This is a genomic window from Nostoc sp. DSM 114160, assembly GCF_053470305.1.
In genome coordinates this window covers 424,042-446,028 of record NZ_JBPFGO010000004.1, presented here as the reverse complement: position 1 = coordinate 446,028, position 21,987 = coordinate 424,042, and the positions used below count along the sequence as shown (strand labels likewise).

Below are 21,987 nucleotides of genomic sequence, written 5' to 3'. Positions count from 1 at the left end.
ATATTATGCTTTCATTGCATGGCTGTTATACTTTTGTAGTTGTAATCAGTGCGATCGGATGCGACCGGGATTAAAGCACAGCTAAAACCACCGATTGCTTCCAGTCAAACTAAAAGTACTTTAAACCTATCGCTTTACCGTATTTTTAGATATTAAATCAGACTTTCTCACAATCGCTGATAAAAATCAAGAGGTTTTTACAATAAACTTAGCAAGAGCGTGTAAGCCCTAGATAAACAGGCACACAGCGTCATATTCTCTGCTTGAGACTGTGGATGAAACGCAACGCAGTGAGTTTCGATCGAGTATCAAAGGCGGTTGTTGAAAGGTTGAGTTGAGAGAACTAGGCGTAGGTGTAGCCCGTCCGTCGTAGACATCGCTTCCAGACAATATCCTAAACAAACGGATTTAGCCTTTATTGGACTGGGTAATTAAGCCCAACTCTGCATAAATTGGATGCACTATTTTTCTGATTTGGGGCAATTGTCTACTAAAGAAATATGCTCCTAAAATGCAACAAACACCGCCAAATAATAAAGAATTATCAACACCAAAGTAACCTGCTAATGCTCCGAAGAATAAATTACCAAAAGGCAGTATTCCTAAAAAACCAGTTGTAAATATACTAGTTACCCTACCTCTTTTATCTTCATCAAGAAGAATTGATTGCATAAAGTTACTGATTGAAGCCAAGGTTAGAGTATTATTCATGCCGATGATAAACATGAGTATTAGACAAATCTCTAAATTTTTTGAGCGAGAAAACACTATTAAACCTAAACCTAAAAGTGCGGCAGAGATTGCTATAATTTTTCCCAATCCCATAACATTTTTTCTAGAAATGAGATAAATACCTGAAACTATGGAACCAAAAGCCGAAGCTGTCATCAAAAAACCCATAGTTTCAGCGTTACCATTTAGTATTTCTTGAGTAAAAATCGGCACTAGATTGACATGAGTCATTCCCATAAAACAAATAGTAATTTGCAATATCAGTAAATATTTAATCGGCAAAAATTCGTATGCATAAACAAACCCTTCTTTAAGGTTTTTCCACATTTGGGGTTTTTGAACCAAGGAATTATTGATAACTGGGTTGACTTTGATAGTTAAAATTGCAGATATAAATGGTAGATAGCTGATACTATCTACTAAAAAACAAGAAGCTGCACCAGACCTGGCAATCAGTAAACCCCCAATCATTGGGCTAACAAACTTCGCTGTATTAATCAAGAATGAATGTGAAGCCATTGCACTATAAGTATCTGATTTCTTATCCAAAAGTCTGGGAATAATTACCTGGCGTGCTGGTAAATCGAAAGCTTTTACAATTGCCTGAATCGTGCCTATGGTAATAATCCATGCAACATTGATGTTATCGCTAAGAGTTAAAAAGGTTAAGGTAGAAGATAGCAGAATAGATACTAGCTGAGTAGTTAATAGAACATATCGTAAGTTCCAGCGATCTAGCAATACTCCTACCAACGGTGTAATAATCAAGCCCATAGCTTGATTTGTAAATCCAGCTACACCCACTAATACAGCCGAATTAGTTAGCTGATAAACTAGCCATACCAAAGCAATTTGAGTCATCCAAGACCCAAAAAAAGATAAACTTTGTCCAATAACGAAACAAGAAAAATTTATAGATTTAAGTGCAGGTGGAAGTTCCAAAAAAAACTTTGGCTTATGTTTTTGGACTTTTACTCTATTACTTGGTATCATCAGTTTTTCCCTATTTTAAAATTATTCCAATCCTGTTTAAGGTTTTCATGCTTCGTTCATTGTTAGGACTTACGCACAAGAGATCCACTAGCCCCCTTTTTTCTCCTCTTTTGTCACTTTTGGAGAATGCAATAACCCAAAATTTTATCGGGTTTTAGTTTCTACTTTTGATCTAAAAACTTTAGTTTATCTTAAAAAATAAAGCCTCAAAGCTTGATTAAACCTAAGTCTCAGAATCTAAATTCAATTATTGTTTTCCGAGAGTGGCAAACCAGGGTTAAGGGGGAATAGACGTTTCTACTTGTTAGGTTGTGTTGCCTTTCGTGCGCTTTGCGTTCACTCTGTTCATACTGTTTTTTCCTTTACCTATTACCCTTGGATTAAGATAATTTGCACGGATTAGGACATTGGTAAAGACGTTGAAATACAATGTCTCTACTAATTTTTTGGATGAAGTTTTAGTAGACTTGCATATCACCAGCATTGAAATAGTATTAGCAAAGCTTAATATTAGTAAAACAGAAAGTTTGTATACTTATTATTAAAGTAAAAAAATAGCACTGTGATGACTAGAATGCATACAATACCATGTTTGGTCGAATAGCCACAACTCCTACCGCTAAACAGCAAGGGTTTGAAGTGGTTGATGCTCAATTAAACCCAGTTGCGATCGCAGCCAAGCGCGATCGCATTGAACAAGCACAAGTTTATCGTATCCAAGTTGTTTAGCTGCCAGATGTGGCCAGTAAGGATTGCGAATGAGCGATAAACGCCACAGCCAACAAAAAGCATCCCAGAGTACAAACGCCTGATTATGTCCAGCTAGCTATTTATTTGGTTGCACAAATAATTAGGTATGCATATTTTCATAAAGACTGTATACTATATAAAATACATTAAATCGACCGATAAACTGTAGTATATTATTTAAACTGACGTAGATACCTGCCAATCAATTATTTAACTGCACCAATCAACACATCTAGCTCCGGAGAAAACAGATGGTTTCTTTCATCCATAGTGGGCGATCGCTCATGAACAGCTTCTGTTTTATTGGTTTAGGTTGAGTTGTGCAATCTCAAATAGTCTACATATCACAATTATTACAAGGAGAAAATTTCATGAGCAACATCCAACTATACTTCGCCAAAGCCTCTACCTTCTCTCAACGGACTCGCGTCGTCTTACTGGAAAAAGGTATTGACTTCACCCCGATAGAAATTGACTTACAAAATAAACCAGATGGGTACACGCAGATTTCGCGCTATGGTAAAGTTCCGGCTATCAAACATGGGGATGTGGAAATTTACGAGTCCGCTATTATCAATGAATATCTAGATGAAGTGTTCCCGGAGCCACCTTTGTTACCCCGCGATCCCGCAGGTAAAGCGATCGCTCGGATTTGGATAGACTACGCCAATACTCGCCTTGTCCCAGCTTTTAACAAATTTCTGCGCGGTAAAGATAGCACCGAACAAGAACAAGGACGAAAAGAGTTCACAGAAGCACTTTTATATATTGAACAAGAAGGATTAGGCAAAGGTGATTACTTCTTAGGAGATCGGTTTAGCCTAGTTGATATCAGCTTCTATCCCTGGTTTGAACGTTTACCACTCTTAGAACACTTCCGCAAATTCACACTACCAGCAGAAACACCTCGTTTGCAGACATGGTGGAACAGGTTAAGCGATCGCTCCTCAATCCAAGCAGTAGCAAACCCTGTGGACTTCTATTTGCAAAGATTTGCCAAAGTTCTCGGTGAACCTGTTCCTGTTGGTGCATCTCAAAAATAGGACACAAAGGTATGGTAATGGGAGTGAACCGTTAACTGTTAAGTATTGACCAAAAATTAACCAAAATCCAAAATGGGATGACCTATGAGCTTAAATAACCAAGTTCTAGATAGACCGATTTCCCAAGAACTGCCATCCGTAGAGGCTAACCTCAGTTACCTAGTTCCAATGGCAGAAAAACCTGTTAACTATACTTACGAACCGCCAACCGGGATTCCTCGCACGAATGCAACTTATCAGACGCACAAACTGCCAATTTACAACGCTCGCTCCATCTCAGAGAACATCTCCTTAGATCGAGAAGGATTCGCCTTTACTGGACATAATACTAATGTCCGCAACTTTTACGATGAAGACGAAGTACGGCGCGTCTACTATCCAGAAGCCGAGCAATTGTTAAAAGAAGTGACAGGTGCAACGAAGGTAGTGATATTCGATCATACCTTGCGTAACGCTGGTAACTCCAAGCCAGGTGAGAATAATATTAAAGAACCCGCCAAGCGCGTACACAACGACTTCACCGCCAAATCAGGCTATACTCGCGCCCGTTTGGAACTAGCAGCGCGAGGCATAGATGATGATGATATTGATACGTTATTAAAACAACGATTTGCGATTGTCAATGTTTGGCGAGCGATCGCCCAACCAATCCAAGAGTCACCCTTGGCACTGTGTGACGCGCAAAGTATCGCACCCACAGACCTTGTAGCTGGCGATCTTATGTACCGCGATCGGGTTGGTGAGACATACGGAGTCACGTATAACTCCCAACATAAATGGTTCTACTTTCCGCAAATGCACAGGGACGAAGCAGTATTTATCAAATGTTTCGACTCCGCAGAAGACGGATACGCCCGTTTTGCCGCCCATACAGCCTTTGAAGACCCCCACCAGCCCAGCTAACGCTCCCCCACGAGAAAGCATCGAACTCCGAACATTAGTTTTTTACCCCGCATAGATCGCAAAAACTTGTTTCAAACTCGTACTCTCTGCGCCTCTGCGTCAAACTAATTACATCAGTTTTCGTGTATTTGAACCACACCGTTCGTAGGGGCGCAAGGCCCATTGGTGTCAACTTAAGCTCAAACTCCTTTTCAAACCTCGTTTCCAGCCTCTGGCTGGAAATGCCAATCGTTGCGGCTCTGCCGCAAGTCTTGAGGCGGAGCCTCAACGACGAACATCCCCAGTCGGAGACTGGGAACGAGACAACCGAGACAATATCTAAAAGCTTGTTCTCGGCTGGCTTTCACGTTAAGTTGACACGAATGCGCAAGGCCTTGCGCTCCTACTAGCGATCGCCCACATCAACTCAAAATGAGCCAAATTGTAGAAGAAGTTCTGGCAGCTAATCTTAGTTACACTGATAAATTCGGTGATAAAGGTAATCTCACCATACCCCCATCTCGTCGGTTTGCAATTCTCACGTGCATGGATGCTCGGCTCGATCCAGCTAAATTTGCTGGACTAGCTGAAGGAGATGCCCATGTAATTCGTAATGCAGGTGGGCGTGCTAGCGATGATGCGATTCGCTCTTTAGTGATTTCTTACAAGTTACTGGGTACGCGTGAATGGTTTGTAATTCATCACACTAATTGCGGCATGGAAACCTTCACTAATGAAATCATCAGTAATTTACTTTCTAGTAGCCTCAAAACAGCCAAGCTAGATGAAAGAGGTTGGTCAGATATTGGCTCTGAGTCAGGATCGGGTGAAGGCAAGTTTATCAATTGGTTAACTATTGATGACCAAGCCAAAAGCGTCTATACAGATGTCCAACGGATTCGTTTGCATCCATTAGTTCCGAATGAAATTCCGATCTATGGCTATATCTACGATGTCAAAACAGGGCAATTGATTGAAGTTCCTGAAGCTAGTAAGCTTGGTCAAGTTGTGTAGTCTCATTGTGTAACGTAAAAGTAGTATTTAATGAAGTAGCTATTTGTGTAAAAACTTCCTTTGCTGGTGAAGCATATTCGCCGATCGCGATCGGATTTCCAGTATCACTGCCGCTACAAATGCGGGGATCGATGGGAATTTGTCCCAACAGAGGCGCTTGTAATTCTGTGGCTAGTTGTTCGCCGCCACCACTACCAAAAATCGGTGTGCGTGAACCACAATCACCGCAAATTAAATAACTCATATTTTCAATGATGCCAAGGACAGGAACACCCACTTGGCGAAACATATATATATTACGTCGTACATCTGCAACAGCCACTTGTTGAGGAGTTGTCACTAAAATGACTCCACAAATTGGGCTTTCTTGGATAATTGTAATTTGAGCATCACCTGTACCGGGAGGTAAATCTATTAATAAATAATCTAATTCTCCCCATTCCACATCTTGCAAAAATTGCGTGATAATTTTATGCAATACAGGCCCCCGCCATGCCAAAGGACGATTTGCTTCTGCAAGTAAACCCACTGACATTATTTTTATTCCTTGAGCTTCTAAAGGTAAAAACTTATCACCTGTGGGAGTATTAATCACTTGAATATCAGCTTGTCCTAAACCCAACATTTGGGGAACATTGGGGCCATAAACATCAGCATCTAATAATCCTACTTTTGCACCTTGTAATTTTAAAGCTGCGGCGAGATTAACGGCTGTTGTGGATTTGCCCACACCACCTTTACCGCTAGACACTGCAAGAGTTGTTTTAACACCGGGAATTGTACAAATTTGAATATAAGTTTTTTTACACCAAGATAAAGATGATAATAAGAATTGAATTTCTGACTGTAACTGATGCTGATGAGAACCAATATATAAACGTAAGTAAATATAATCATCAACTATGCGGAGATTTCGCACCATTCCCAAACTAACGATATCATTTTTTAAAATAGGTTCGATGATTTGTTTGAGTAGTTGGACGACTTCTTGCTGATATAAATTAGTATCTGGTTTTACGCGATCTTCTGGATGCTGAAAGGGGGATTGGTGGTTAGACATAGTTAAGAGAAGCTTAGGGATCAAAAATTTGCTAGTTGCAGTATAGTAAAAGCGATCGCTCTAATTTAGATCCTCTGTAATACTTCTCTCACCCAAGCTTGTTCTTCGGGCGATCGCACTATCTTTAAAGGTTGTGAATAATCAATTGCCAAGTCAAATCTAGCACGTTCGTAAACTTCATTTAATAACCTTTGTAATTCAACTATCGGTTCAAGTTCTCCCTCACGCAAAGGTACAGGAAAAACCGGAATTGGGTTTTTTAAATCGAAAGTATATAAATCTGCATCAGGTCTGTTGTAGCTGCGACTGACCAAGATACTATAACTATAATCTGTGGTTGATGCTCCGAAAATAGGCATTGGCTGCCCTTGTCTGGTGAGATCAATTTCTACTAAGTTGGTTGCAGAAGCCAAAATTTTCTGTCGTTTGCTTTCGTAGGCGGATCTACCTTCTTTGGATCGTTTATTTTTAGGAGAAAGTATTTCAATCACAGCAACTACTTCTTTGGTTGGAGTGGTTCGCACCTCTAAAAATCGCTCAGTTATCTGTTCGGGTACAGGAACTTTCACTTTACTGGGTTCAGCAAGTTTCGCAGCAGTCAAAGTTGTACTGTTATCTGTAGTGTTACGTTTAGCAACTGCTACATCAGCAATTCCTACGAGTAAGATATCATCTACACTAGTGTAAACTCGCTCTTCAATGGAAACTCGGTATTTAGGGGCGATTTGAGGAGTTAGATCATCAGCGATCGCTACAATCAAACGATTGTGAACTTGATGCCAAAGTTCAGGCTGTTCCAAATACGGGTTCATTCCAGGAAATGGATTGTCCATTACACTTTCCCTTAGTTATTTACTGCTCCCTTGAGACTATTCTATCTGTTTGAATCTTTTGAATTGCACGTTGCGCTTGGATAGACACCTCTTTGTCAGGGTCATCTAAAGCTTGTTGCAGGGGGTTAATAACGTCGGGATGAGCTAAATTTCCAAGTGCGATCGCAGCTTCTTTTCTTACATCTGCATATTCATCTGTTAATGCTTGAATTAATCTCGGCATAACTTGAATATCTGGAATTTTTTGCAAAGCTTGTGCTGCTGATTTCCGCACTTGCCAATGTTCATCATTTAAAGCTATTTCTAATGCTGAAATTGCTTGATTATTTGCATGAATAGCCAGAGATTTAGCTGCATTCCGGCGAACTTGCCAGTCACTATCATTTGTAAGTGCTTGACAAAGTATTGCGATCGCTTCTGCATCTTGTAAATGTTCTAAAGTTAAAGCAGCAGCACGACGTACACTTGCTTCCTCATCAAAGATTAAATTTAAAGCTTGCGGACATTTTTCTAGTTGATTGATATATCGCAGTGTCGTAACGGCTGCTTCTCTTAACTCAGGATTTTTTGATTCCAAAAATGGTAAAATGTCGGGCAAAGATTGAATATCATGTATCTTCCGTAAAAGCACCAAAATATTTAATTGAATATTTACATCATTATTTTGGAGCTTCTCTAGTAAAAGTAACAAGTCATCTTGTGTAACTAACTCATTTAATGCTGATGCCGCTTCAGTGCGAATATCTATATCTGCTGAACCGAGGCATTCAATTAAAGCCGGGATGGCAACAGGATTGGCAATTTCCCAAAGGGCAGATATTGCTATTTTTTGAACAGTAATATGTTCGTCTTTTAAAGCGACAATTAAAGCATCGATTGTTTCGTCATCGCCGAGATGTTGCAAGGTTTTGACAGCTACTATACGATCGTTTACGTCAGGCGATCGCAACATTTCCAACCAATGCTTGAGTTCATCGTTCATTAATTTTTACCACAGAGATAAAAGAATATTTAGCGTAATAAAAAGGGAATCTGTACAGTAATTGCATTAGTTGGACATTCTTTCTCACAAGGCAGACAAAACCAACATTCATCATATTTCATGTAGGCTTTGCCTGTTTCTGGATTTTTCGCCAATACATCCAACGGACAAACTTCAATACAGGCTGTGCATTTTTCTAAACATTTTGATTCATCAACGATCACAGGAACATCTATTCTTTGATTGATTAAAGCCATAAAATAACTCCATTATTTTGTACTGAAACTGCTAAACGGTAAAATAAATGGGGTAAGCTTGCATGAATTATCTCACAATTATAGATTGTTTATAGGTATTATGGAATATCGCAGAGCCAAGATAGAAGGAGGTACATTTTTCTTTACTGTTGTTACTCATAACCGCCGGAAATTTCTTTGTAATACAGAGAATATTCTGCTGTTAAGACAAGCATTCAGAGAAGTAATGAGTAAATCTCCATTTACTGTAGATGCCATTGTCATATTACCAAACCACATACACTGTATTTGGACGTTGCCCCCAGGTGATAGTGATTTTTCGGCTCGTTGGCGATTAATAAAAAATTATTTTACCCATCGTTGTGATATTCAATATCAAGGAAAAATCTCTGTATCACGTCAAAATAAAGGTGAAAAAGCTGTTTGGCAACGCAGATTTTGGGAACATCAAATTCAAGATGAAATTGATTTTATTCATCATGTTGATTATATTCATTATAACCCTGTTAAGCATGGATATGTTAAAGCACCTAAAGATTGGAATTATTCAAGTTTTATTTTGTATGTAAACAAAGGAGTTTACGATATAAATTGGGGTTCAGGAATAGATATAGAATTTACTGAAGATGTAGGAAATGAATAATCTATTTGTAGGTTGGGTGGAGGCGCAAGTTAGTATCTTGGCGGCACAATTAAAAATTTGTATTGCGCCGTAACCCAACATCAAAGGATATTAATCTTAGTGCATAACTAAATATATAAAATAGGTTTAGCATTAATTTTTACAATAAATCGAGAGATTATTATAGTGTGAATGTTTTCTGTTTTCCCGATGTCATGTGTTGGGTTCCACTACGTTCCACCCAACCTACGGGAGATAGCGATCGCACTAAAACAATTTTTTATAAAAAGTTAATGATTGCTTGATGTTGGTATAACCAATTTTCTCATAAAACAAGTGAGCTTCTTTGCGTTTAGTATTAGAACGTAACAGAACACTATCACATCCAGCCAGAGAAGCCCACTGTTCAATTTGCTGCATTAAAAAACGTCCAATTCCACTATGACGATAATCTTTATCTACAACTAATCCCAAAATAATCGCTGGAGTCGGAATAACTATTGATTCACAAATATGAGCGTGCGCCCAACCAATTACATATTTATCTTCTAAAGTGGCAACATATACAATATGAGTATCATTATTTTGAATTTTAATAAGGCGTTGCTCTATTTGTTGATTAGTCACAGAATATTCCAGTTGTTCGCAAAGACTAGTAATTCTCACTACATCTTTAATTTCAGCTTGTCTAATTTTAATTTTCTCACCTACACTAACTTTATTTGTCATAATTTAATTTAAAATTACAATTATTTAGTTATCCAGCGTTGCACGGATAAAACGATAGCCTATATCAATCTCTGTCAAATTGTGAATATCACCATATTTTTTGCTCCATTCTCCACTACTCAAATCTGCTGCAAGTAACTTTACTCCTTGCTCTGCTAAATCTTGATTAGCTAAAGCAAAAGATGATATCCCTGCACGTACTTCTGGTTTAAGATATAACTCTGGTCGTCTCCAGCCTGCTGCTGCAAATAAATCAGATAAATCGTATGGTAACAAAAGGGGTATAGCTTCAACACGCCTTTTAGTATTACTCTGAATTAAATTCACCTGTTCCTTAAGTGGTAAAAATCGTAACGCATCTTCCCACAAAAACGGAAAATAATCATAAAGCCATATTTTTTGAGCTAATCTAATATCAAAAGTTAACAAAATTATTGCCCCATCTCTAATTATTCTGTGCATTTCCTGAAAAGCTTTTTCGAGATGAGAAAAGTGATGAATTGCCAAGATACTTACAACAGCATCAACAGAGTTATTTAGTAGAGGTAAATTTTCCGCATAGCCAGTAAACCACTTAATTTGCTGATGTTCTACTGCTTGTTTTTGCATAACTACAGAAGGTTCAACAGCATTAACAATAAATCCTTTATTAGCTAGCGCTAGACTGTAACCACCACTACCAGCGCCGATATCAGCAATAATGCTACCTTTGGGTAAATTGAGTAAATCAATTAATTTATTGACAATACGGATATCAGGAATGCGAGTTTTTGAGTATTGTTGACCAATTGAATTATATATAGACATATTATAAAATTATTCAAACTAATTTACAATAAACCATTTAAATCTAGCTTTAGATGAATAAATAAAAAAATTTAGTTAAACAATTCCAGCAAATTTAATAGTTCACTTATCATAAACTTAGGTTTTGCTTCTTGTGGTAAATTTTGATTTTTTCTGTTGTAATAGCAAAAATCCATTTTGACTTGTGTTGCTCCCGCATAGTCGTGCTTTAGAGAATCTCCAACGTAAAGAACTTCTGCTGATGTTAAATTTAACTTAGATAAAGCATGATGGAATATCTCAGGAGATGGTTTAGCAAAACCAATTGCTTCAGAAACTACAACTGCTTCAAAAAAATGCTCAATTCCAGCAGCTTGCATTCTCGGTAATTGCGCTGATACAAACCCGTTGCTGATGACAGCTAAACGATAACTACGTGCGACAACAGTTAGCACTTCATTTACATCAGGTTCCAAGACGCTTGAATGATTAAAAATTTGCCAAAAACTTTGGCTAAGATTGCTGATTTGATCTGTTTGTATATCTTTTAATATTGAATGTAATGTTTCACTCCACATTCCTTGACGATAACCTAGTGTATGATCGAAATCCCAAAATAAATATTTCATATTTATTTCACTGCTATATCATAAATTTCATGATATAAATTGATATCCACAATGTAAGGATCAATAGGACGCTTAAACAATATCATTTGTCCTAATTCATCTTTCTTTAAGTTGACATGACAAAACCATTCATCATCATTTTTATCTGGATAATCTAAGCGGTAATGATAAAGACCCCAACGAGTCTCTTGACGATATAATGATGCTCTGGCTGCCATTTCTGCACAATCGCGAATAAAGTGAACTTCTAGACTACGCATCAATTCATGAGGATCGCGAGCGCCCATTAAATCTAATGTTTCTTGATATTGCACAAAATGTTTTAAACCAATCTCAATTTTATTACCTGATTTTGGTGGTTGCAGATAATCATTAACTAAGCGTCTTAATTTATATTCTACCTGGGTGTGAGGTACACCATTCGGACGAGTTAAAGGTGCATAAATTCTAGCTTTTTCAGTTTCTAAAAACTCTGTGTCTGGTTCGATAAAATTTAAATCTTCGATATATTCAATGGCATGAGTTCCGGCTATGCGACCAAAAACAAATGCTCCAATCATGTAATTATGGGGAACGCTGGCCATATCTCCAGCTGCATATAAACCTGGAATGGTTGTTTGAGCATTTTCATTCACCCACACACCAGAAGCACTATGACCGCTACATAAGCCTATTTCAGAAATGTGCATCTCTACGCCGTGAGTGCGATAATCTTCATTTCTACCTTGATGAAAACGTTCTCTACTTGGTCGTTCATTCGCCCAAAGTATAGATTCAATTTCCGCGATTGTATCTTCATCGAGATGGGTCATTTTCAATTGGACTGGTCCTTTTCCAGAATTTAATTCTTTCCAGATTTCCAACATCATTTGACCACTCCAATAGTCACAGCTAATGAAGCGATTTCCTTCGGCGTTAGCTGTATGTGCGCCAAAAGGCCCGGCGACATAAGCACAGGCGGGGCCGTTGTAATCTTTGATTAAAGGATTAACTTGAAAGCATTCAATATTACTAAGTTCTGCACCTGCATGATAAGCCATTGAATAGCCATCGCCGGCATTGGTAGGATTTTCATAAGTGCCGTAGAGATAGCCGGAAGCAGGTAATCCTAATCTGCCACAAGCACCTGTACACAGGATGACTGCTTTAGCTTGAATGACAATATAATCTCCGCTTCTGACATCAAATCCTACTGCACCAATCGCACGTCCTGCTTTGACTAAGACGCGGGTTGCCATGACGCGATTTGTGACTTTGACTTTGTGGCGTTTAACTTGTCGGGTAAGAATCGTTTTGAGGTCTTTTCCTTCTGGCATGGGTAAGACATATTTACCCACACGATGCACTTGTTTTAAGTCATAGTTGCCTTGGGCATCTTTTTGAAATTTCACACCCCAACTTTCTAATTCTTGGATGACTTCGTAACCTAATTTGCCTGTTTGATATACGGCTTTTTGGTTGACAATGCCATCGTTAGCAAGGGTGATTTCGCGCACGTATTGTTCTGGGGTGGAATGGCCGGGAATGACTGCGGTATTAACTCCATCCATACCCATTGCGATCGCACCACTCCGTCGGATGTTAGCCTTTTCTAAAATCAGCACCTCTGCATTGGGATTGGCTTGTTTGGCTTTAATTCCAGCCATTGTCCCGGCTGTACCGCCACCAATGACAAGTACATCAGTTTTTATCTGTTGGGTGTTGATGTCCATAAGCTTTTGGGAGTAGGGAGGAACTTCTAAGATTTATTACCGTTCCAAACGATATCTTTGACTTGGATTTGCTTGGGAACTAGCTTGATTTTGTGAAAAGTATCAGCAATGTTTTGTTGCTGAGTGATTACTTCATCTGTTAGCGGTAAAACGCCATATTTTCGTCGTTTTTCGGCAATTTCTAATGCTACTGCGGGAATACCTAACTCTGGTTCTAAAAACTTGGCAACTTCTTCTGGATTATTTGTTGCCCATTTATTTACAATGCTTACTTCATCTAACAGGGTTTTCAACAAATCTGGGTGAGATTTAACAAACTCTTGACGCGCAAGATAGTAACCCCGATTCGGTGCTAAATTTGTCGCATCTGTTAATGTCCTAACCTTTGTGTCGTGTTCAACTGCTGCTAGGTAAGGGTCCCAAATTGCCCAAGCATCAACGTTACCACCAGTAAATGCTGCACGGGCATCTGCTGGTGTTAGATGTGCTGGTTGAATGTCGCTATACTTTAATCCGGCAGCTTCTACAGCTTTGACAACAAGATAGTTACTGTTCGAGCCTTTAGCAAAGGCTACTTTTTTCCCTTTCAGGTCAGCAACCGTTTTAATTGGTGAATCTTTCGGTACAATAATTGCTTCGGCTTTGGGACTCCAAGGATCGTAAGCAACATAAAGCAAAGGAGTACCTCCGGCTTGGGCAAATATTGGTGGTGATTCACCTGTATAGCCAAAGTCAATACTACCTGCGTTCATTGCTTCTAGCATGGGTGGACCGGCAGGAAATTCTGCCCATGTCACCGAAGCACCAGCAGTCTTGAAAGTTTGCGCTAAATTGCCTCGGTTTTTGAGAACACTGAGGATAGTCGCCGCTTTTTGATAGCCGATACGAACTACCACACCTTGATTTGCTGTTTGTGTTGCTACAGAGTTACCTGTATTGGTGGCAGAACACGCAGATATCACAAGAGTCAAAGTTAACCCACAGGTAAAGAATAAAGCAAATATGCCAATTCTGGATATTTCATAATTTTGAAGAAGGCTGCTGACAATCTTCATCAGTCGGTGTGGTAAATACTTACTGAACATACGTACATTAAACTATAAGCAATATCATACTACGATAAATCAGGCAATTTACCGTATTTTATGATGGAATATTCACATATATAAGCTGCAAATGCAAGATCCGAAAAAGTATGTCTACGGGTAAAACAATTAATCAGAAATGGGAAAGGTAGCCACCATCAACAGCTAAAACCTGTCCGGTGATGTAAGATGCGGCTGGAGAAGCGAAAAACACAACAGCGCCTGTAATTTCTTGTGGAGATCCCCAACGCGCGAGAGAAGTTCGATGTTTCAACCATTCTGTGACTGCTGGATCGGCAACTACATCAGCATTACTCTCTGTGGCAAAAAAGCCTGGAGCGACTGCATTGACTGTAATTTCAAAAGCCCCAAGTTCTGCCGCAAGTGTACGGGTTAGGGCTTCGAGTCCTCCTTTTGCTGTCGTATAAACTGCGTCATCTGCACCTGCAAGTTGTCCTGCAATTGACGTAATATTAATGATTCGACCTTCACCCCTGTGCATCATCAGTTTTGCCGCTTCTCGTGACAAATTGAATGGTGCAATCAAATCAGCATTGATTAACCGACGTACTGCATCCATTTCAAACTCGAACAGTCCACGGCGATCGCGCATTCCCACATTATTAACCAGAATATCTAAACAGCCGTGCTTTTCTCGGATCTCAATAAATGCACTTTGAACCGCAACTTCGTCTGTCACATCAAACGGTAACGTAAAACCTAATCCGCCAATTGATTCAATAACTACAACTGCTTGATTAAGGCGTTCCAAATTTCGCCCATTGACGATGACACGCGCACCAGCTTTGGCAAGTGATTTGGCAATTTCTAGTCCCAAACCTTGTCCCGCTCCAGTTACTAAGGCAACTTTTCCAGCTAATGAGAACTCTGATAACGTCACAAAAATTACTTTTCAGGGTGCTATTGAGCCAATAGACTTCTTGGCATTTGTAGGGAATTGGGTTTGGGGGAAAGGGAAAAGGAATAAAAAAACCTTTCCCCTTTGACCTTTCCCCTTTTCCCGCCTCTTGCAAAAGTTACTTTTGCAAGAGGTCTAATATCTGACCAAAAACTTGCTGCAAAGGCTTGATTCTTAGTTGTATCCCTCTCCTAAAAATCAAGCCTACTGAAATTAACTTTGATAGGGGCGCGGTAGTTGGCGTAGTTTATGAGCAGTATCTAATTCACTATTGTTTTTTCTACCATATCCCCAACCCAAGATGCGACGATATTCACCCATGATGCCACTTTCAATTAAATCATCCTCATTGACTGCAACATTGGTGTGAGATTGGGGCGCAACATAGAGTGCATCCGCAGGACAATATGCTTCACACATGAAACAAGTTTGACAGTCTTCCTGCCTAGCGATCGCAGGTGGTTGGTTCGGTACGGAGTCAAAAACATTAGTAGGACATACCTGGACGCACAGATTGCAATTGATACAGAGTTTATGGCTGACAAGCTCGATCACGATCCTGCTCCTATTACAACTTTGATACAGAGGGTGTGGTTTGAGAGGTTTGTACTGGTGGTGTAGCGATGGCATCCTTAATCCAATCGCGCCTCACCCAAAGTTTATCTAAACCGCCAGTTGCTTGGTAATAACGCTGATTTGGATCGGTTTCGGGATAGTCCACACGAATATGTTCGCTGCGTGTTTCCGTGCGATGTAAAGCACTAAAATACGCCCATCGCGCTACAGCCGTCAGAGCAGCTGCTCGACGAGAAAATTCCACATCGCGCACTGTATCTTGTTTCGGGTTCCCTTGTACTTGCTGCCACAGGGTTTCTAATTTGGCGAGGGAATCTAGAAGTCCCTGCTCAGAACGCAAGTAGTTCTTCTCCAACGGGAACATCTGGTCTTGTACGCCACGCACGATCGCCTCACTATCGAATGTTTCCGAAGATGGTGAAGGCGATGGGCTACGCCCCGCCATCGGCGATGGCGTTCCGCCCAGCGTAGCTGATCGCAATCCCACTTGACCAGCAGGACGTGCAACCCGTTCATTTGCTCGATCGCCCAAACTTTTGGCAAAGGTAGCTGCCCCAACTCCAGCCCATTGCCCTGTAGAGATTGCCCAGGCAGCATTAGGGCCACCGCCTCCAGAAGCTAACCCAGCTAAAAACTCCCGCGATGCAGCATCACCGGCGGCGTAGAGACCAGGAACCTTTGTACCGCAACTATCATCGGTCAAACGGATTCCACCTGTACCACGGACTGTACCTTCTAAAATTAGGGTTACAGGCACTCGTTCTGTATAGGGGTCAATGTCAGCTTTTTTATACGGTAGAAAAGCGATGAAATGAGACTTTTCAATTACTGCTTTGACTTCAGGTGTGGCTTTATCCAAACGAGCATAAACGGAGCCTTTCAAGAGGGCATTGGGAAGGAACGATGGATCGCGACGACCATCAATATAGCCACCAAGATCGTTACCTGCTTCATCAGTGTAACTAGCCCAGCCAAAGGGAACACCCCGCGTCACTGTGGCATTAAAAGCGGTCGAAATTGCATAGTGATTGGAAGCTTCCATACTAGAGAGTTCGCCACCAGCTTCTACTGCCATCAGCAGCCCATCACCGGTATTAGTATTGCACCCTAATGCTTTACTCAAGAATGCACAACCGCCGTTTGCTAAGACTACTGCACCAGCACGAACGGTATAGCTACGATGATGTTGCCTCTGCACACCTCTTGCTCCAGCGACTGAGCCATCGTCAGCCAATAAAAGTTCTAGAGCCGGACTTTGGTCGAAAATTTGTACACCAACACGCAAAAGGTTTTTGCGAAGTACCCGCATATATTCAGGCCCATAATAACTCTGGCGCACAGATTCCCCATTTTCTTTGGGGAAACGATAGCCCCAACTTTCCACTAGGGGCAAACTCAGCCAAGTTTTTTCGATCACACGCTCGATCCAACGTGAGTTAGCGAGGTTTTTTCCTATGCGATAACGCTCCGATAAAACTTTGTTCCAATTCTCTGGAGAAGGAGCCATAATGCCGTTACCACTAGCAGCAGCTGCACCGCTCGTACCCAGAAAACCTTTATCAACAATGATGACTTTGACTCCTTGGGATGCGGCTGCCCATGCTGCCCATGCTGCGGCAGGGCCACCACCAATTACCAGCACATCGGCAGATAGGTGTAGTTCATTTTCTGTTAGCAATTCCTTTCCTCCTTATTTAGCAGTCAACATATTTCTTTGCCACTGTGAGCGGCTTCTACAAGCAAAAATCCACCCACCTGCATTTTCCACAACCTCTAAGCACCACTTTTTGCTAGTAATTTGTCATCGGTGCAGTCTTCGCCAATGAGCTTCTATACTGGCGTGTTTTGCTCATCGGCTTTTTTGTCTATAAACTTGCGTTAGCGATCGCTATACCGGAGGTATCGCTGATTTGTCTGACTAAATTATGCAGTAGATAGAGTTTGCACAATATATACAAAGAGTGTGTACGGCAAATTATATTTAGCATGATACCCTAATTATTAGCTTATCAAACATTTCAGTATTACAAGTTAATTTCCGATCCGATTAGAACTGGTGTACTTGAAACCGAATGACAGAGTGAAAATAAATTCTTTCCTCCTGCCCCTGCCCTGAGCGAAGTCGAAGGGCTGCCCCCTGCCTCCTTTGAGTCAACAACTAAGCAACTTTTTGCAAGTGCTGCACGCGAGGCATAACTTCTTGGGCAAAACGTGTCATCTCCTGCACAAAGGGATTAAATTGCAGCATGAAAGTGTCGATACCTGCATCAACGAAAGCTGCAACGCGAGTTGCCACTGTATCATAGCTGCCAACCAATCCTGCGGCTGTGCCACCATTGCCGCCAACAGCCGGATTTTTAGCGAAGAGTTTGAACATGGCGGCTTCTGGGTCAATTCCTTTAGCAACACTTAACTTATATTGTTCTTCCAACTTTTGCAGTGCCATGAGTCGTTCTAGTTCTGCTTGTGCTTCTTCGTCTGTAGTTCGGGCAATCACAAAGGCTGACAAACCAAAACGGACTGGTTGGGCTAGGAAACGTGGTCGGTCTAAAACTTGTTTAATTACTTTGCGGACATCTTCAATCGGCTGACCGTTGATGAAATAAACATCAGCTTGTTGGGCTGCTAAAATTTGTGCTGGGTCTGATGCTCCTCCCAGGTAGATACGAGGATAGGGTTGAGCAACAGAAAAAGGTCGAAAACTCAAATCTTGGATTTTGAAATATTCACCCTTGAAGTTCACCCTCTCACCACTCCATAAAGCTCTAACAACCTGCAACCATTCACCAGAATAGCGATAACGTTCATCATGGGGAGGGAAGGGGATATTAGTACGCTCCATTTCTGGGCGAAACCAAGCACTAATTAGGTTGATGGCAAAACGTCCGCGACTGATTGCATCAATACCCAAAGCCATCTTTGCTAGAACGGCTGGATGAAATAATAAAGGTTTAATCGCGGCGATAATTTCTATGCTTTCCGTAGCTTCAGCTAATGCGGCACAAGTTGTCCAAGTTTCCAACTGTTCTAAATCTAGACTACGGGGATTAGCAAGGTGCTGTGCGACTAAGGTTGTCACATATCCTAAACGTTCTGCTTCTAATACTAGCGATCGCGTGCGTTCATAACTAGCATCAATCGGTTCATCTGGCGTATTGAGAGGGCCAAAGTTACCCCCAACAGGGGCCCAAATACCGTAGCGTGGTTGTGACATTCTTGCCTCCAAATTAAATGGGGACTGGGGAAATATACTTTAGTTTTTTATCCTCACCTATGCAAATCTCATAGTATACTACTACAAATCTACCGATTTACAGTATGGTTTTTAAGGTGCAAAAATAAAGTTTTAGTGCCGACTACAAAGGTTCTAGAAAGCTATGTCTGAACCACACTATGGGATTTGGATTCCCGTTTACGGCAACTGCGGCGTGATGAACCATCCTCTTGAACCTCGTGATGCTAGTTACTTACGAGCCAAGAATTTAATCCAATTGGCCTAAAAGTGCGGATTTACCACAACTTTAATAGCGCAACATATCATCAATCCCAGGAACCAAGAACTTGTCTGCGACGGGTGGTTCCTGAGCGCAGCCGAAGGGCTGCGCCTACGCTAATTTGAAAATAGGGGCTAGAGGCTAAGAATTTTAGATTTTGGATTTCGGCTTACCTCAGCTTTGCTCGGCACAAGTTGCTCAGTTGAACGATTTTAGATTTTGGATTAAATTGTTCTCCACTATCCAAAGGAAACTTTATGACAGCAATACTTACTCGTCCAGCTTGGACTACTGATTTAGAACTGGACTTACGCAACTGGCACAGGCGACCGCTAAATTTGAGTACATATGTATTGTATGACTGACGCCACACGGAACTGGCACAGGGCGATCGCATTTATATAGCAATACGGTTCAGTTAAGAAAGCTTGTCTGTGGAGGCAAGGGAACAGGAAACTCTTAACAGGGAACAGAAGGAAGAAAAAACAGGCTGATCTGAACTGTATTGATTTATATAGTACAGGACTTACGCAATTGGTACAGCGCAATCGCTAAATCATAGTACATAAGTATCAATAAGACAGATAATAGAAAGGTATTGCTGAAATTAATAACACTCCCTCATGCCTCGCAAGTCAAAGTCAAAGTTAGCTTTGGTTTTACAGTCTAATCCTGATGGTCAACCTATTGCAGGTGTCGGCTCTGGTGTAGGATTAGAGTTTATTAAAACCTATTTTCCAGAAGCTGAAAATACAATTCGTATTGCTAGTGCTTACTTTAGCCTGGTTGGATACAAGTTGGGTCGTAAGTATGTGGCATCGGAGGTACAATTTCAAATCCTAGTGGGGTCGGGAGGAAGGAAAGCATGTCCGAGCCACTGTCATTGATGAGATTACGGCAGATTTGGGGCAGTGTGATACAGATTTGTGGAGAACAGTTTTTGAATTAGTTGAACGCATGAAATCCGGACGCTTCATTATTCGAGATGCCCGTGAAATGCAAGTGCCTTTTCACTGTAAATTTTACATCTGTGATTCAAAGCTAATATGGCATGGTTCATCAAACTACAGTCGTAGGGGACTTTGCCAATCAGCAGAGCAAGTGAGCGTTAGCCACGATTCTGAGCGGATCTGTTTGTTTACAAATTGGTATGATGATGTTGCTCAAAATGCCCAAGATTTACTGGCTGAACTGATCAAAAAATTAGAGGATTGGCTTAATCTCGCCACCCCATTCGAGGTATATCTCAAAACACTTTTTCTGCTCAATAACTTAGCTGAATATCCTTTGTGTTTAGGTGCGTATTCTCCTGTGTATTATCAGAAGGGTGTAATTGCACGCGCTCTTCGTCAAGCTAATGAGTATGGTGGCGCACTTATCATAGCTGCGACTGGTCTGGGTAAGACTGTTATAGGTGCTGAAATTGCTTTACGTTTGCAACCAATAGGCAGAACCAGTCTAGTTATTTTAATTGCTCCTAGTGGAGTACGCGAAAATTGGGAACAGCAGCTTGAAAACCGCAATGTTTACTTTAAGTTTTTTAACATTGATCTGCTGTTTCGCAAAGCTTCTGAGGAATCTCGCCATCTAACAACTCAGTTAGAGAAGCTGCTTCAACGAGCTAATGATAATACTGTCATTATTATTGATGAGGCTCACTTCTATCGAAATGAACTTCTACGGGAGAAGTCCAAGCGTGGTAAGAGTTTGGTTTATGAACGTATAGTACCAGCAGTCAAAGCAGGTGCAAAAATCTTTCTTCTCACGGCTACAGCATACGGCACAGATTACTTAAATCTTAATAGTTTGCTATATCTTCTACCTCATCGGTTTTACAAACCTAATCTATTGGAAGAGCAAATTCCTTGGGAAATTATTGATGCCGAAGAATTTTCCCGCTTACCAATTGTGACCATTTTGGGGTTACCTCATGTCTTACAAATGGCTCGAAACAGAGGTGATATTGATACAAACGGACGAACTTTTATTCAGTTTGGTGATGAACGACGTTATCTACCGAAAAGCCTTAAGCTATATTCATTACGCTACCAGTTGTTCTTGCAGCCTGAACTACAAGCTGCTTTTGATCGCCATTGTTTTGATCAAGCTTTTAAGTCTCCACATAAATGGTTTGATGATGACAAAATGGCTTTATGCGAGAGTGCGATCGATACAGTGTATAATGCTTCACTTACAAACTGGCTTAGTTCACCTGTAGCAATGGCATACAGTATTGAACAAAACCTTGCGACATTAAGCTTTTGTGAACAAACAGAAGACTCCTCTCAACTCACTCTAAACCTATGGGAACAGTCTGCTACTAATATTCATAATCAAGAACATCGTTCTTTTAACGTGCTTGATACACAAAATCGGTCTCATAAAACACCGATGTATATAAGTTTGGAAGAGCGTAGGAATACTCTTATACCACTATTGGCACGGCTTAGGCAGAGTAACTACACAGATGACAAGTTTCTGAAATTGCAGAACATTATTGAGGAGCATTGCCTAGATACAAGGGGTAAAGTCATCATATTTGTCAAGAGATATCTTACTGCCCAGTATTTACTAAGTATGTTGGAGAGAACATTTAGTGAAGCACTTAGGATTGGTTGTACAGTTGAAACGGATGAAGGTAATCTGCGATTAAAAGCTGGATTACAGCGTTTTGAAGTACTAAAACAATTTTCGCCACGTTCTCATAATTACAATGCCAGCCGAGAGTATGACGTACTAATTTGTACTGATGCAGATGGTGTAGGTGTTAATTTAACGTGAGTTCGATGAACCTCTCCCCAACCCCTCTCCGAGGCGGAGAGGGGCAGAAATATTCTTAGTTGACAACGAAAAAATTAGGGTTTCAAAGCCTCTCGAAGAGTGGGGGAG

23 protein-coding genes are annotated in these 21,987 nt (G+C 40.7%); 8 read left to right on the top strand and 15 right to left on the bottom strand.

Going from position 1 to position 21,987, the window contains the following annotated elements:
• Window positions 1-408 precede the first annotated feature (408 nt).
• Window positions 409-1,725 carry an MFS transporter gene (locus tag NSTCB13_RS33795; protein ID WP_448275394.1) on the bottom strand — a complete coding sequence of 439 codons (1,317 nt, stop codon included), beginning with the start codon at window positions 1,723-1,725 and terminating at the stop codon, window positions 409-411.
• A gap of 588 nt (window positions 1,726-2,313) precedes the next feature.
• Between NSTCB13_RS33795 and NSTCB13_RS33790 the strand changes: the two genes are divergently transcribed.
• The 3 genes from NSTCB13_RS33790 to NSTCB13_RS33780 all read left to right on the top strand — a co-directional run bounded on the left by NSTCB13_RS33790 (window position 2,314) and on the right by NSTCB13_RS33780 (window position 4,421).
• Window positions 2,314-2,454, top strand: coding sequence for a hypothetical protein (locus NSTCB13_RS33790; RefSeq protein WP_448275393.1), 141 nt, complete (start codon window positions 2,314-2,316; stop codon window positions 2,452-2,454).
• 392 nt (window positions 2,455-2,846) lie between these two features.
• Window positions 2,847-3,518, top strand: a complete 672-nt coding sequence (locus NSTCB13_RS33785; RefSeq protein WP_448275392.1) for a glutathione S-transferase family protein — start codon at window positions 2,847-2,849, stop codon at window positions 3,516-3,518.
• An 84-nt stretch (window positions 3,519-3,602) separates the two neighbouring features.
• The gene (locus NSTCB13_RS33780; protein ID WP_448275390.1) at window positions 3,603-4,421 is read left to right on the top strand and encodes a CmcJ/NvfI family oxidoreductase; all 819 of its coding nucleotides are present in this window, start codon (window positions 3,603-3,605) and stop codon (window positions 4,419-4,421) included.
• A 191-nt stretch (window positions 4,422-4,612) separates the two neighbouring features.
• Here the strand turns inward: NSTCB13_RS33780 and NSTCB13_RS33775 are convergent, their stop codons facing one another.
• Window positions 4,613-4,768, bottom strand: a complete 156-nt coding sequence (locus tag NSTCB13_RS33775; protein ID WP_448275388.1) for a hypothetical protein — start codon at window positions 4,766-4,768, stop codon at window positions 4,613-4,615.
• 64 nt (window positions 4,769-4,832) lie between these two features.
• Between NSTCB13_RS33775 and NSTCB13_RS33770 the strand changes: the two genes are divergently transcribed.
• Window positions 4,833-5,414, top strand: coding sequence for a beta-class carbonic anhydrase (locus NSTCB13_RS33770; RefSeq protein ID WP_448266885.1), 582 nt, complete (start codon window positions 4,833-4,835; stop codon window positions 5,412-5,414).
• On the opposite strand, the gene NSTCB13_RS33765 is transcribed toward NSTCB13_RS33770, so the two are convergent.
• The 4 genes from NSTCB13_RS33765 to NSTCB13_RS33750 all read right to left on the bottom strand — a co-directional run bounded on the left by NSTCB13_RS33765 (window position 5,389) and on the right by NSTCB13_RS33750 (window position 8,546).
• Entirely contained in the window at window positions 5,389-6,474 is a 1,086-nt protein-coding gene (locus NSTCB13_RS33765) for an Mrp/NBP35 family ATP-binding protein (RefSeq protein WP_448275386.1), read from the bottom strand. The genes NSTCB13_RS33770 and NSTCB13_RS33765 overlap by 26 nt on opposite strands.
• A 65-nt stretch (window positions 6,475-6,539) precedes the next feature.
• Window positions 6,540-7,307 carry a DUF4058 family protein gene (locus NSTCB13_RS33760; RefSeq protein ID WP_448275385.1) on the bottom strand — a complete coding sequence of 256 codons (768 nt, stop codon included), beginning with the start codon at window positions 7,305-7,307 and terminating at the stop codon, window positions 6,540-6,542.
• A 19-nt stretch (window positions 7,308-7,326) separates the two neighbouring features.
• A complete protein-coding gene (locus tag NSTCB13_RS33755; protein WP_448275382.1) occupies window positions 7,327-8,289 on the bottom strand; it encodes a HEAT repeat domain-containing protein in 963 nt (320 codons plus the stop codon).
• Window positions 8,290-8,318: 29 nt separating this feature from the next.
• Complete coding sequence (locus tag NSTCB13_RS33750) at window positions 8,319-8,546, bottom strand: 4Fe-4S dicluster domain-containing protein (protein WP_012408944.1); 228 nt, start codon at window positions 8,544-8,546, stop codon at window positions 8,319-8,321.
• Between the two features lie 100 nt (window positions 8,547-8,646).
• Between NSTCB13_RS33750 and NSTCB13_RS33745 the strand changes: the two genes are divergently transcribed.
• Entirely contained in the window at window positions 8,647-9,189 is a 543-nt protein-coding gene (locus NSTCB13_RS33745) for an REP-associated tyrosine transposase (protein WP_448275878.1), read from the top strand.
• A gap of 246 nt (window positions 9,190-9,435) precedes the next feature.
• On the opposite strand, the gene NSTCB13_RS33740 is transcribed toward NSTCB13_RS33745, so the two are convergent.
• The 9 genes from NSTCB13_RS33740 to NSTCB13_RS33700 all read right to left on the bottom strand — a co-directional run bounded on the left by NSTCB13_RS33740 (window position 9,436) and on the right by NSTCB13_RS33700 (window position 18,818).
• Entirely contained in the window at window positions 9,436-9,897 is a 462-nt protein-coding gene (locus NSTCB13_RS33740; RefSeq protein WP_448275381.1) for a GNAT family N-acetyltransferase, read from the bottom strand.
• A 24-nt stretch (window positions 9,898-9,921) separates the two neighbouring features.
• Window positions 9,922-10,704, bottom strand: a complete 783-nt coding sequence (locus tag NSTCB13_RS33735; RefSeq protein ID WP_448275379.1) for a class I SAM-dependent methyltransferase — start codon at window positions 10,702-10,704, stop codon at window positions 9,922-9,924.
• 71 nt (window positions 10,705-10,775) lie between these two features.
• Window positions 10,776-11,312, bottom strand: a complete 537-nt coding sequence (locus NSTCB13_RS33730) for an HAD family hydrolase (RefSeq protein WP_448275377.1) — start codon at window positions 11,310-11,312, stop codon at window positions 10,776-10,778.
• A 2-nt stretch (window positions 11,313-11,314) separates the two neighbouring features.
• The gene (locus NSTCB13_RS33725) at window positions 11,315-13,024 is read right to left on the bottom strand and encodes a fumarate reductase/succinate dehydrogenase flavoprotein subunit (protein WP_448275376.1); all 1,710 of its coding nucleotides are present in this window, start codon (window positions 13,022-13,024) and stop codon (window positions 11,315-11,317) included.
• Window positions 13,025-13,050: 26 nt separating this feature from the next.
• The gene (locus NSTCB13_RS33720; protein ID WP_448275374.1) at window positions 13,051-14,109 is read right to left on the bottom strand and encodes a sulfonate ABC transporter substrate-binding protein; all 1,059 of its coding nucleotides are present in this window, start codon (window positions 14,107-14,109) and stop codon (window positions 13,051-13,053) included.
• Window positions 14,110-14,242: 133 nt separating this feature from the next.
• Window positions 14,243-15,010, bottom strand: a complete 768-nt coding sequence (locus NSTCB13_RS33715; protein ID WP_448275373.1) for an SDR family oxidoreductase — start codon at window positions 15,008-15,010, stop codon at window positions 14,243-14,245.
• Window positions 15,011-15,241: 231 nt separating this feature from the next.
• Window positions 15,242-15,583 (bottom strand): 4Fe-4S binding protein, encoded by a 342-nt coding sequence (locus NSTCB13_RS33710; protein ID WP_322683781.1) that lies wholly within the window; start codon window positions 15,581-15,583, stop codon window positions 15,242-15,244.
• 13 nt (window positions 15,584-15,596) lie between these two features.
• On the bottom strand, window positions 15,597-17,282 hold the full coding sequence (locus NSTCB13_RS33705) for an FAD-dependent oxidoreductase (protein WP_445631901.1): 1,686 nt from the start codon (window positions 17,280-17,282) through the stop codon (window positions 15,597-15,599).
• 480 nt (window positions 17,283-17,762) lie between these two features.
• Window positions 17,763-18,818: an LLM class flavin-dependent oxidoreductase gene (locus NSTCB13_RS33700; protein WP_448275371.1), complete on the bottom strand. Its 1,056-nt coding sequence runs from the start codon at window positions 18,816-18,818 to the stop codon at window positions 17,763-17,765.
• A 163-nt stretch (window positions 18,819-18,981) separates the two neighbouring features.
• Between NSTCB13_RS33700 and NSTCB13_RS33695 the strand changes: the two genes are divergently transcribed.
• The 3 genes from NSTCB13_RS33695 (at window position 18,982) to NSTCB13_RS33685 (ending at window position 21,879) form a co-directional block, all read left to right on the top strand.
• Entirely contained in the window at window positions 18,982-19,104 is a 123-nt protein-coding gene (locus tag NSTCB13_RS33695) for a hypothetical protein (RefSeq protein WP_448275369.1), read from the top strand.
• A 617-nt stretch (window positions 19,105-19,721) separates the two neighbouring features.
• Complete coding sequence (locus NSTCB13_RS33690; protein WP_448275368.1) at window positions 19,722-19,985, top strand: hypothetical protein; 264 nt, start codon at window positions 19,722-19,724, stop codon at window positions 19,983-19,985.
• 37 nt (window positions 19,986-20,022) lie between these two features.
• Window positions 20,023-21,879, top strand: a complete 1,857-nt coding sequence (locus NSTCB13_RS33685) for a DEAD/DEAH box helicase family protein (RefSeq protein WP_448275366.1) — start codon at window positions 20,023-20,025, stop codon at window positions 21,877-21,879.
• The last annotated feature ends 108 nt before the right edge of the window (window positions 21,880-21,987 follow it).

Coding starts and splice junctions, on each gene's coding strand:
- NSTCB13_RS33795 (WP_448275394.1), bottom strand. CDS start 1,725: ATGATACCAAGTAATAGAGTAAAAGTCCAAAAACATAAGCCAAAGTTT.
- NSTCB13_RS33790 (WP_448275393.1), top strand. CDS start 2,314: ATGTTTGGTCGAATAGCCACAACTCCTACCGCTAAACAGCAAGGGTTT.
- NSTCB13_RS33785 (WP_448275392.1), top strand. CDS start 2,847: ATGAGCAACATCCAACTATACTTCGCCAAAGCCTCTACCTTCTCTCAA.
- NSTCB13_RS33780 (WP_448275390.1), top strand. CDS start 3,603: ATGAGCTTAAATAACCAAGTTCTAGATAGACCGATTTCCCAAGAACTG.
- NSTCB13_RS33770 (WP_448266885.1), top strand. CDS start 4,833: ATGAGCCAAATTGTAGAAGAAGTTCTGGCAGCTAATCTTAGTTACACT.
- NSTCB13_RS33765 (WP_448275386.1), bottom strand. CDS start 6,474: ATGTCTAACCACCAATCCCCCTTTCAGCATCCAGAAGATCGCGTAAAA.
- NSTCB13_RS33760 (WP_448275385.1), bottom strand. CDS start 7,307: ATGGACAATCCATTTCCTGGAATGAACCCGTATTTGGAACAGCCTGAA.
- NSTCB13_RS33755 (WP_448275382.1), bottom strand. CDS start 8,289: ATGAACGATGAACTCAAGCATTGGTTGGAAATGTTGCGATCGCCTGAC.
- NSTCB13_RS33750 (WP_012408944.1), bottom strand. CDS start 8,546: ATGGCTTTAATCAATCAAAGAATAGATGTTCCTGTGATCGTTGATGAA.
- NSTCB13_RS33745 (WP_448275878.1), top strand. CDS start 8,647: ATGGAATATCGCAGAGCCAAGATAGAAGGAGGTACATTTTTCTTTACT.
- NSTCB13_RS33740 (WP_448275381.1), bottom strand. CDS start 9,897: ATGACAAATAAAGTTAGTGTAGGTGAGAAAATTAAAATTAGACAAGCT.
- NSTCB13_RS33735 (WP_448275379.1), bottom strand. CDS start 10,704: ATGTCTATATATAATTCAATTGGTCAACAATACTCAAAAACTCGCATT.
- NSTCB13_RS33730 (WP_448275377.1), bottom strand. CDS start 11,312: ATGAAATATTTATTTTGGGATTTCGATCATACACTAGGTTATCGTCAA.
- NSTCB13_RS33725 (WP_448275376.1), bottom strand. CDS start 13,024: ATGGACATCAACACCCAACAGATAAAAACTGATGTACTTGTCATTGGT.
- NSTCB13_RS33720 (WP_448275374.1), bottom strand. CDS start 14,109: ATGTTCAGTAAGTATTTACCACACCGACTGATGAAGATTGTCAGCAGC.
- NSTCB13_RS33700 (WP_448275371.1), bottom strand. CDS start 18,818: ATGTCACAACCACGCTACGGTATTTGGGCCCCTGTTGGGGGTAACTTT.
- NSTCB13_RS33695 (WP_448275369.1), top strand. CDS start 18,982: ATGTCTGAACCACACTATGGGATTTGGATTCCCGTTTACGGCAACTGC.
- NSTCB13_RS33690 (WP_448275368.1), top strand. CDS start 19,722: ATGCCTCGCAAGTCAAAGTCAAAGTTAGCTTTGGTTTTACAGTCTAAT.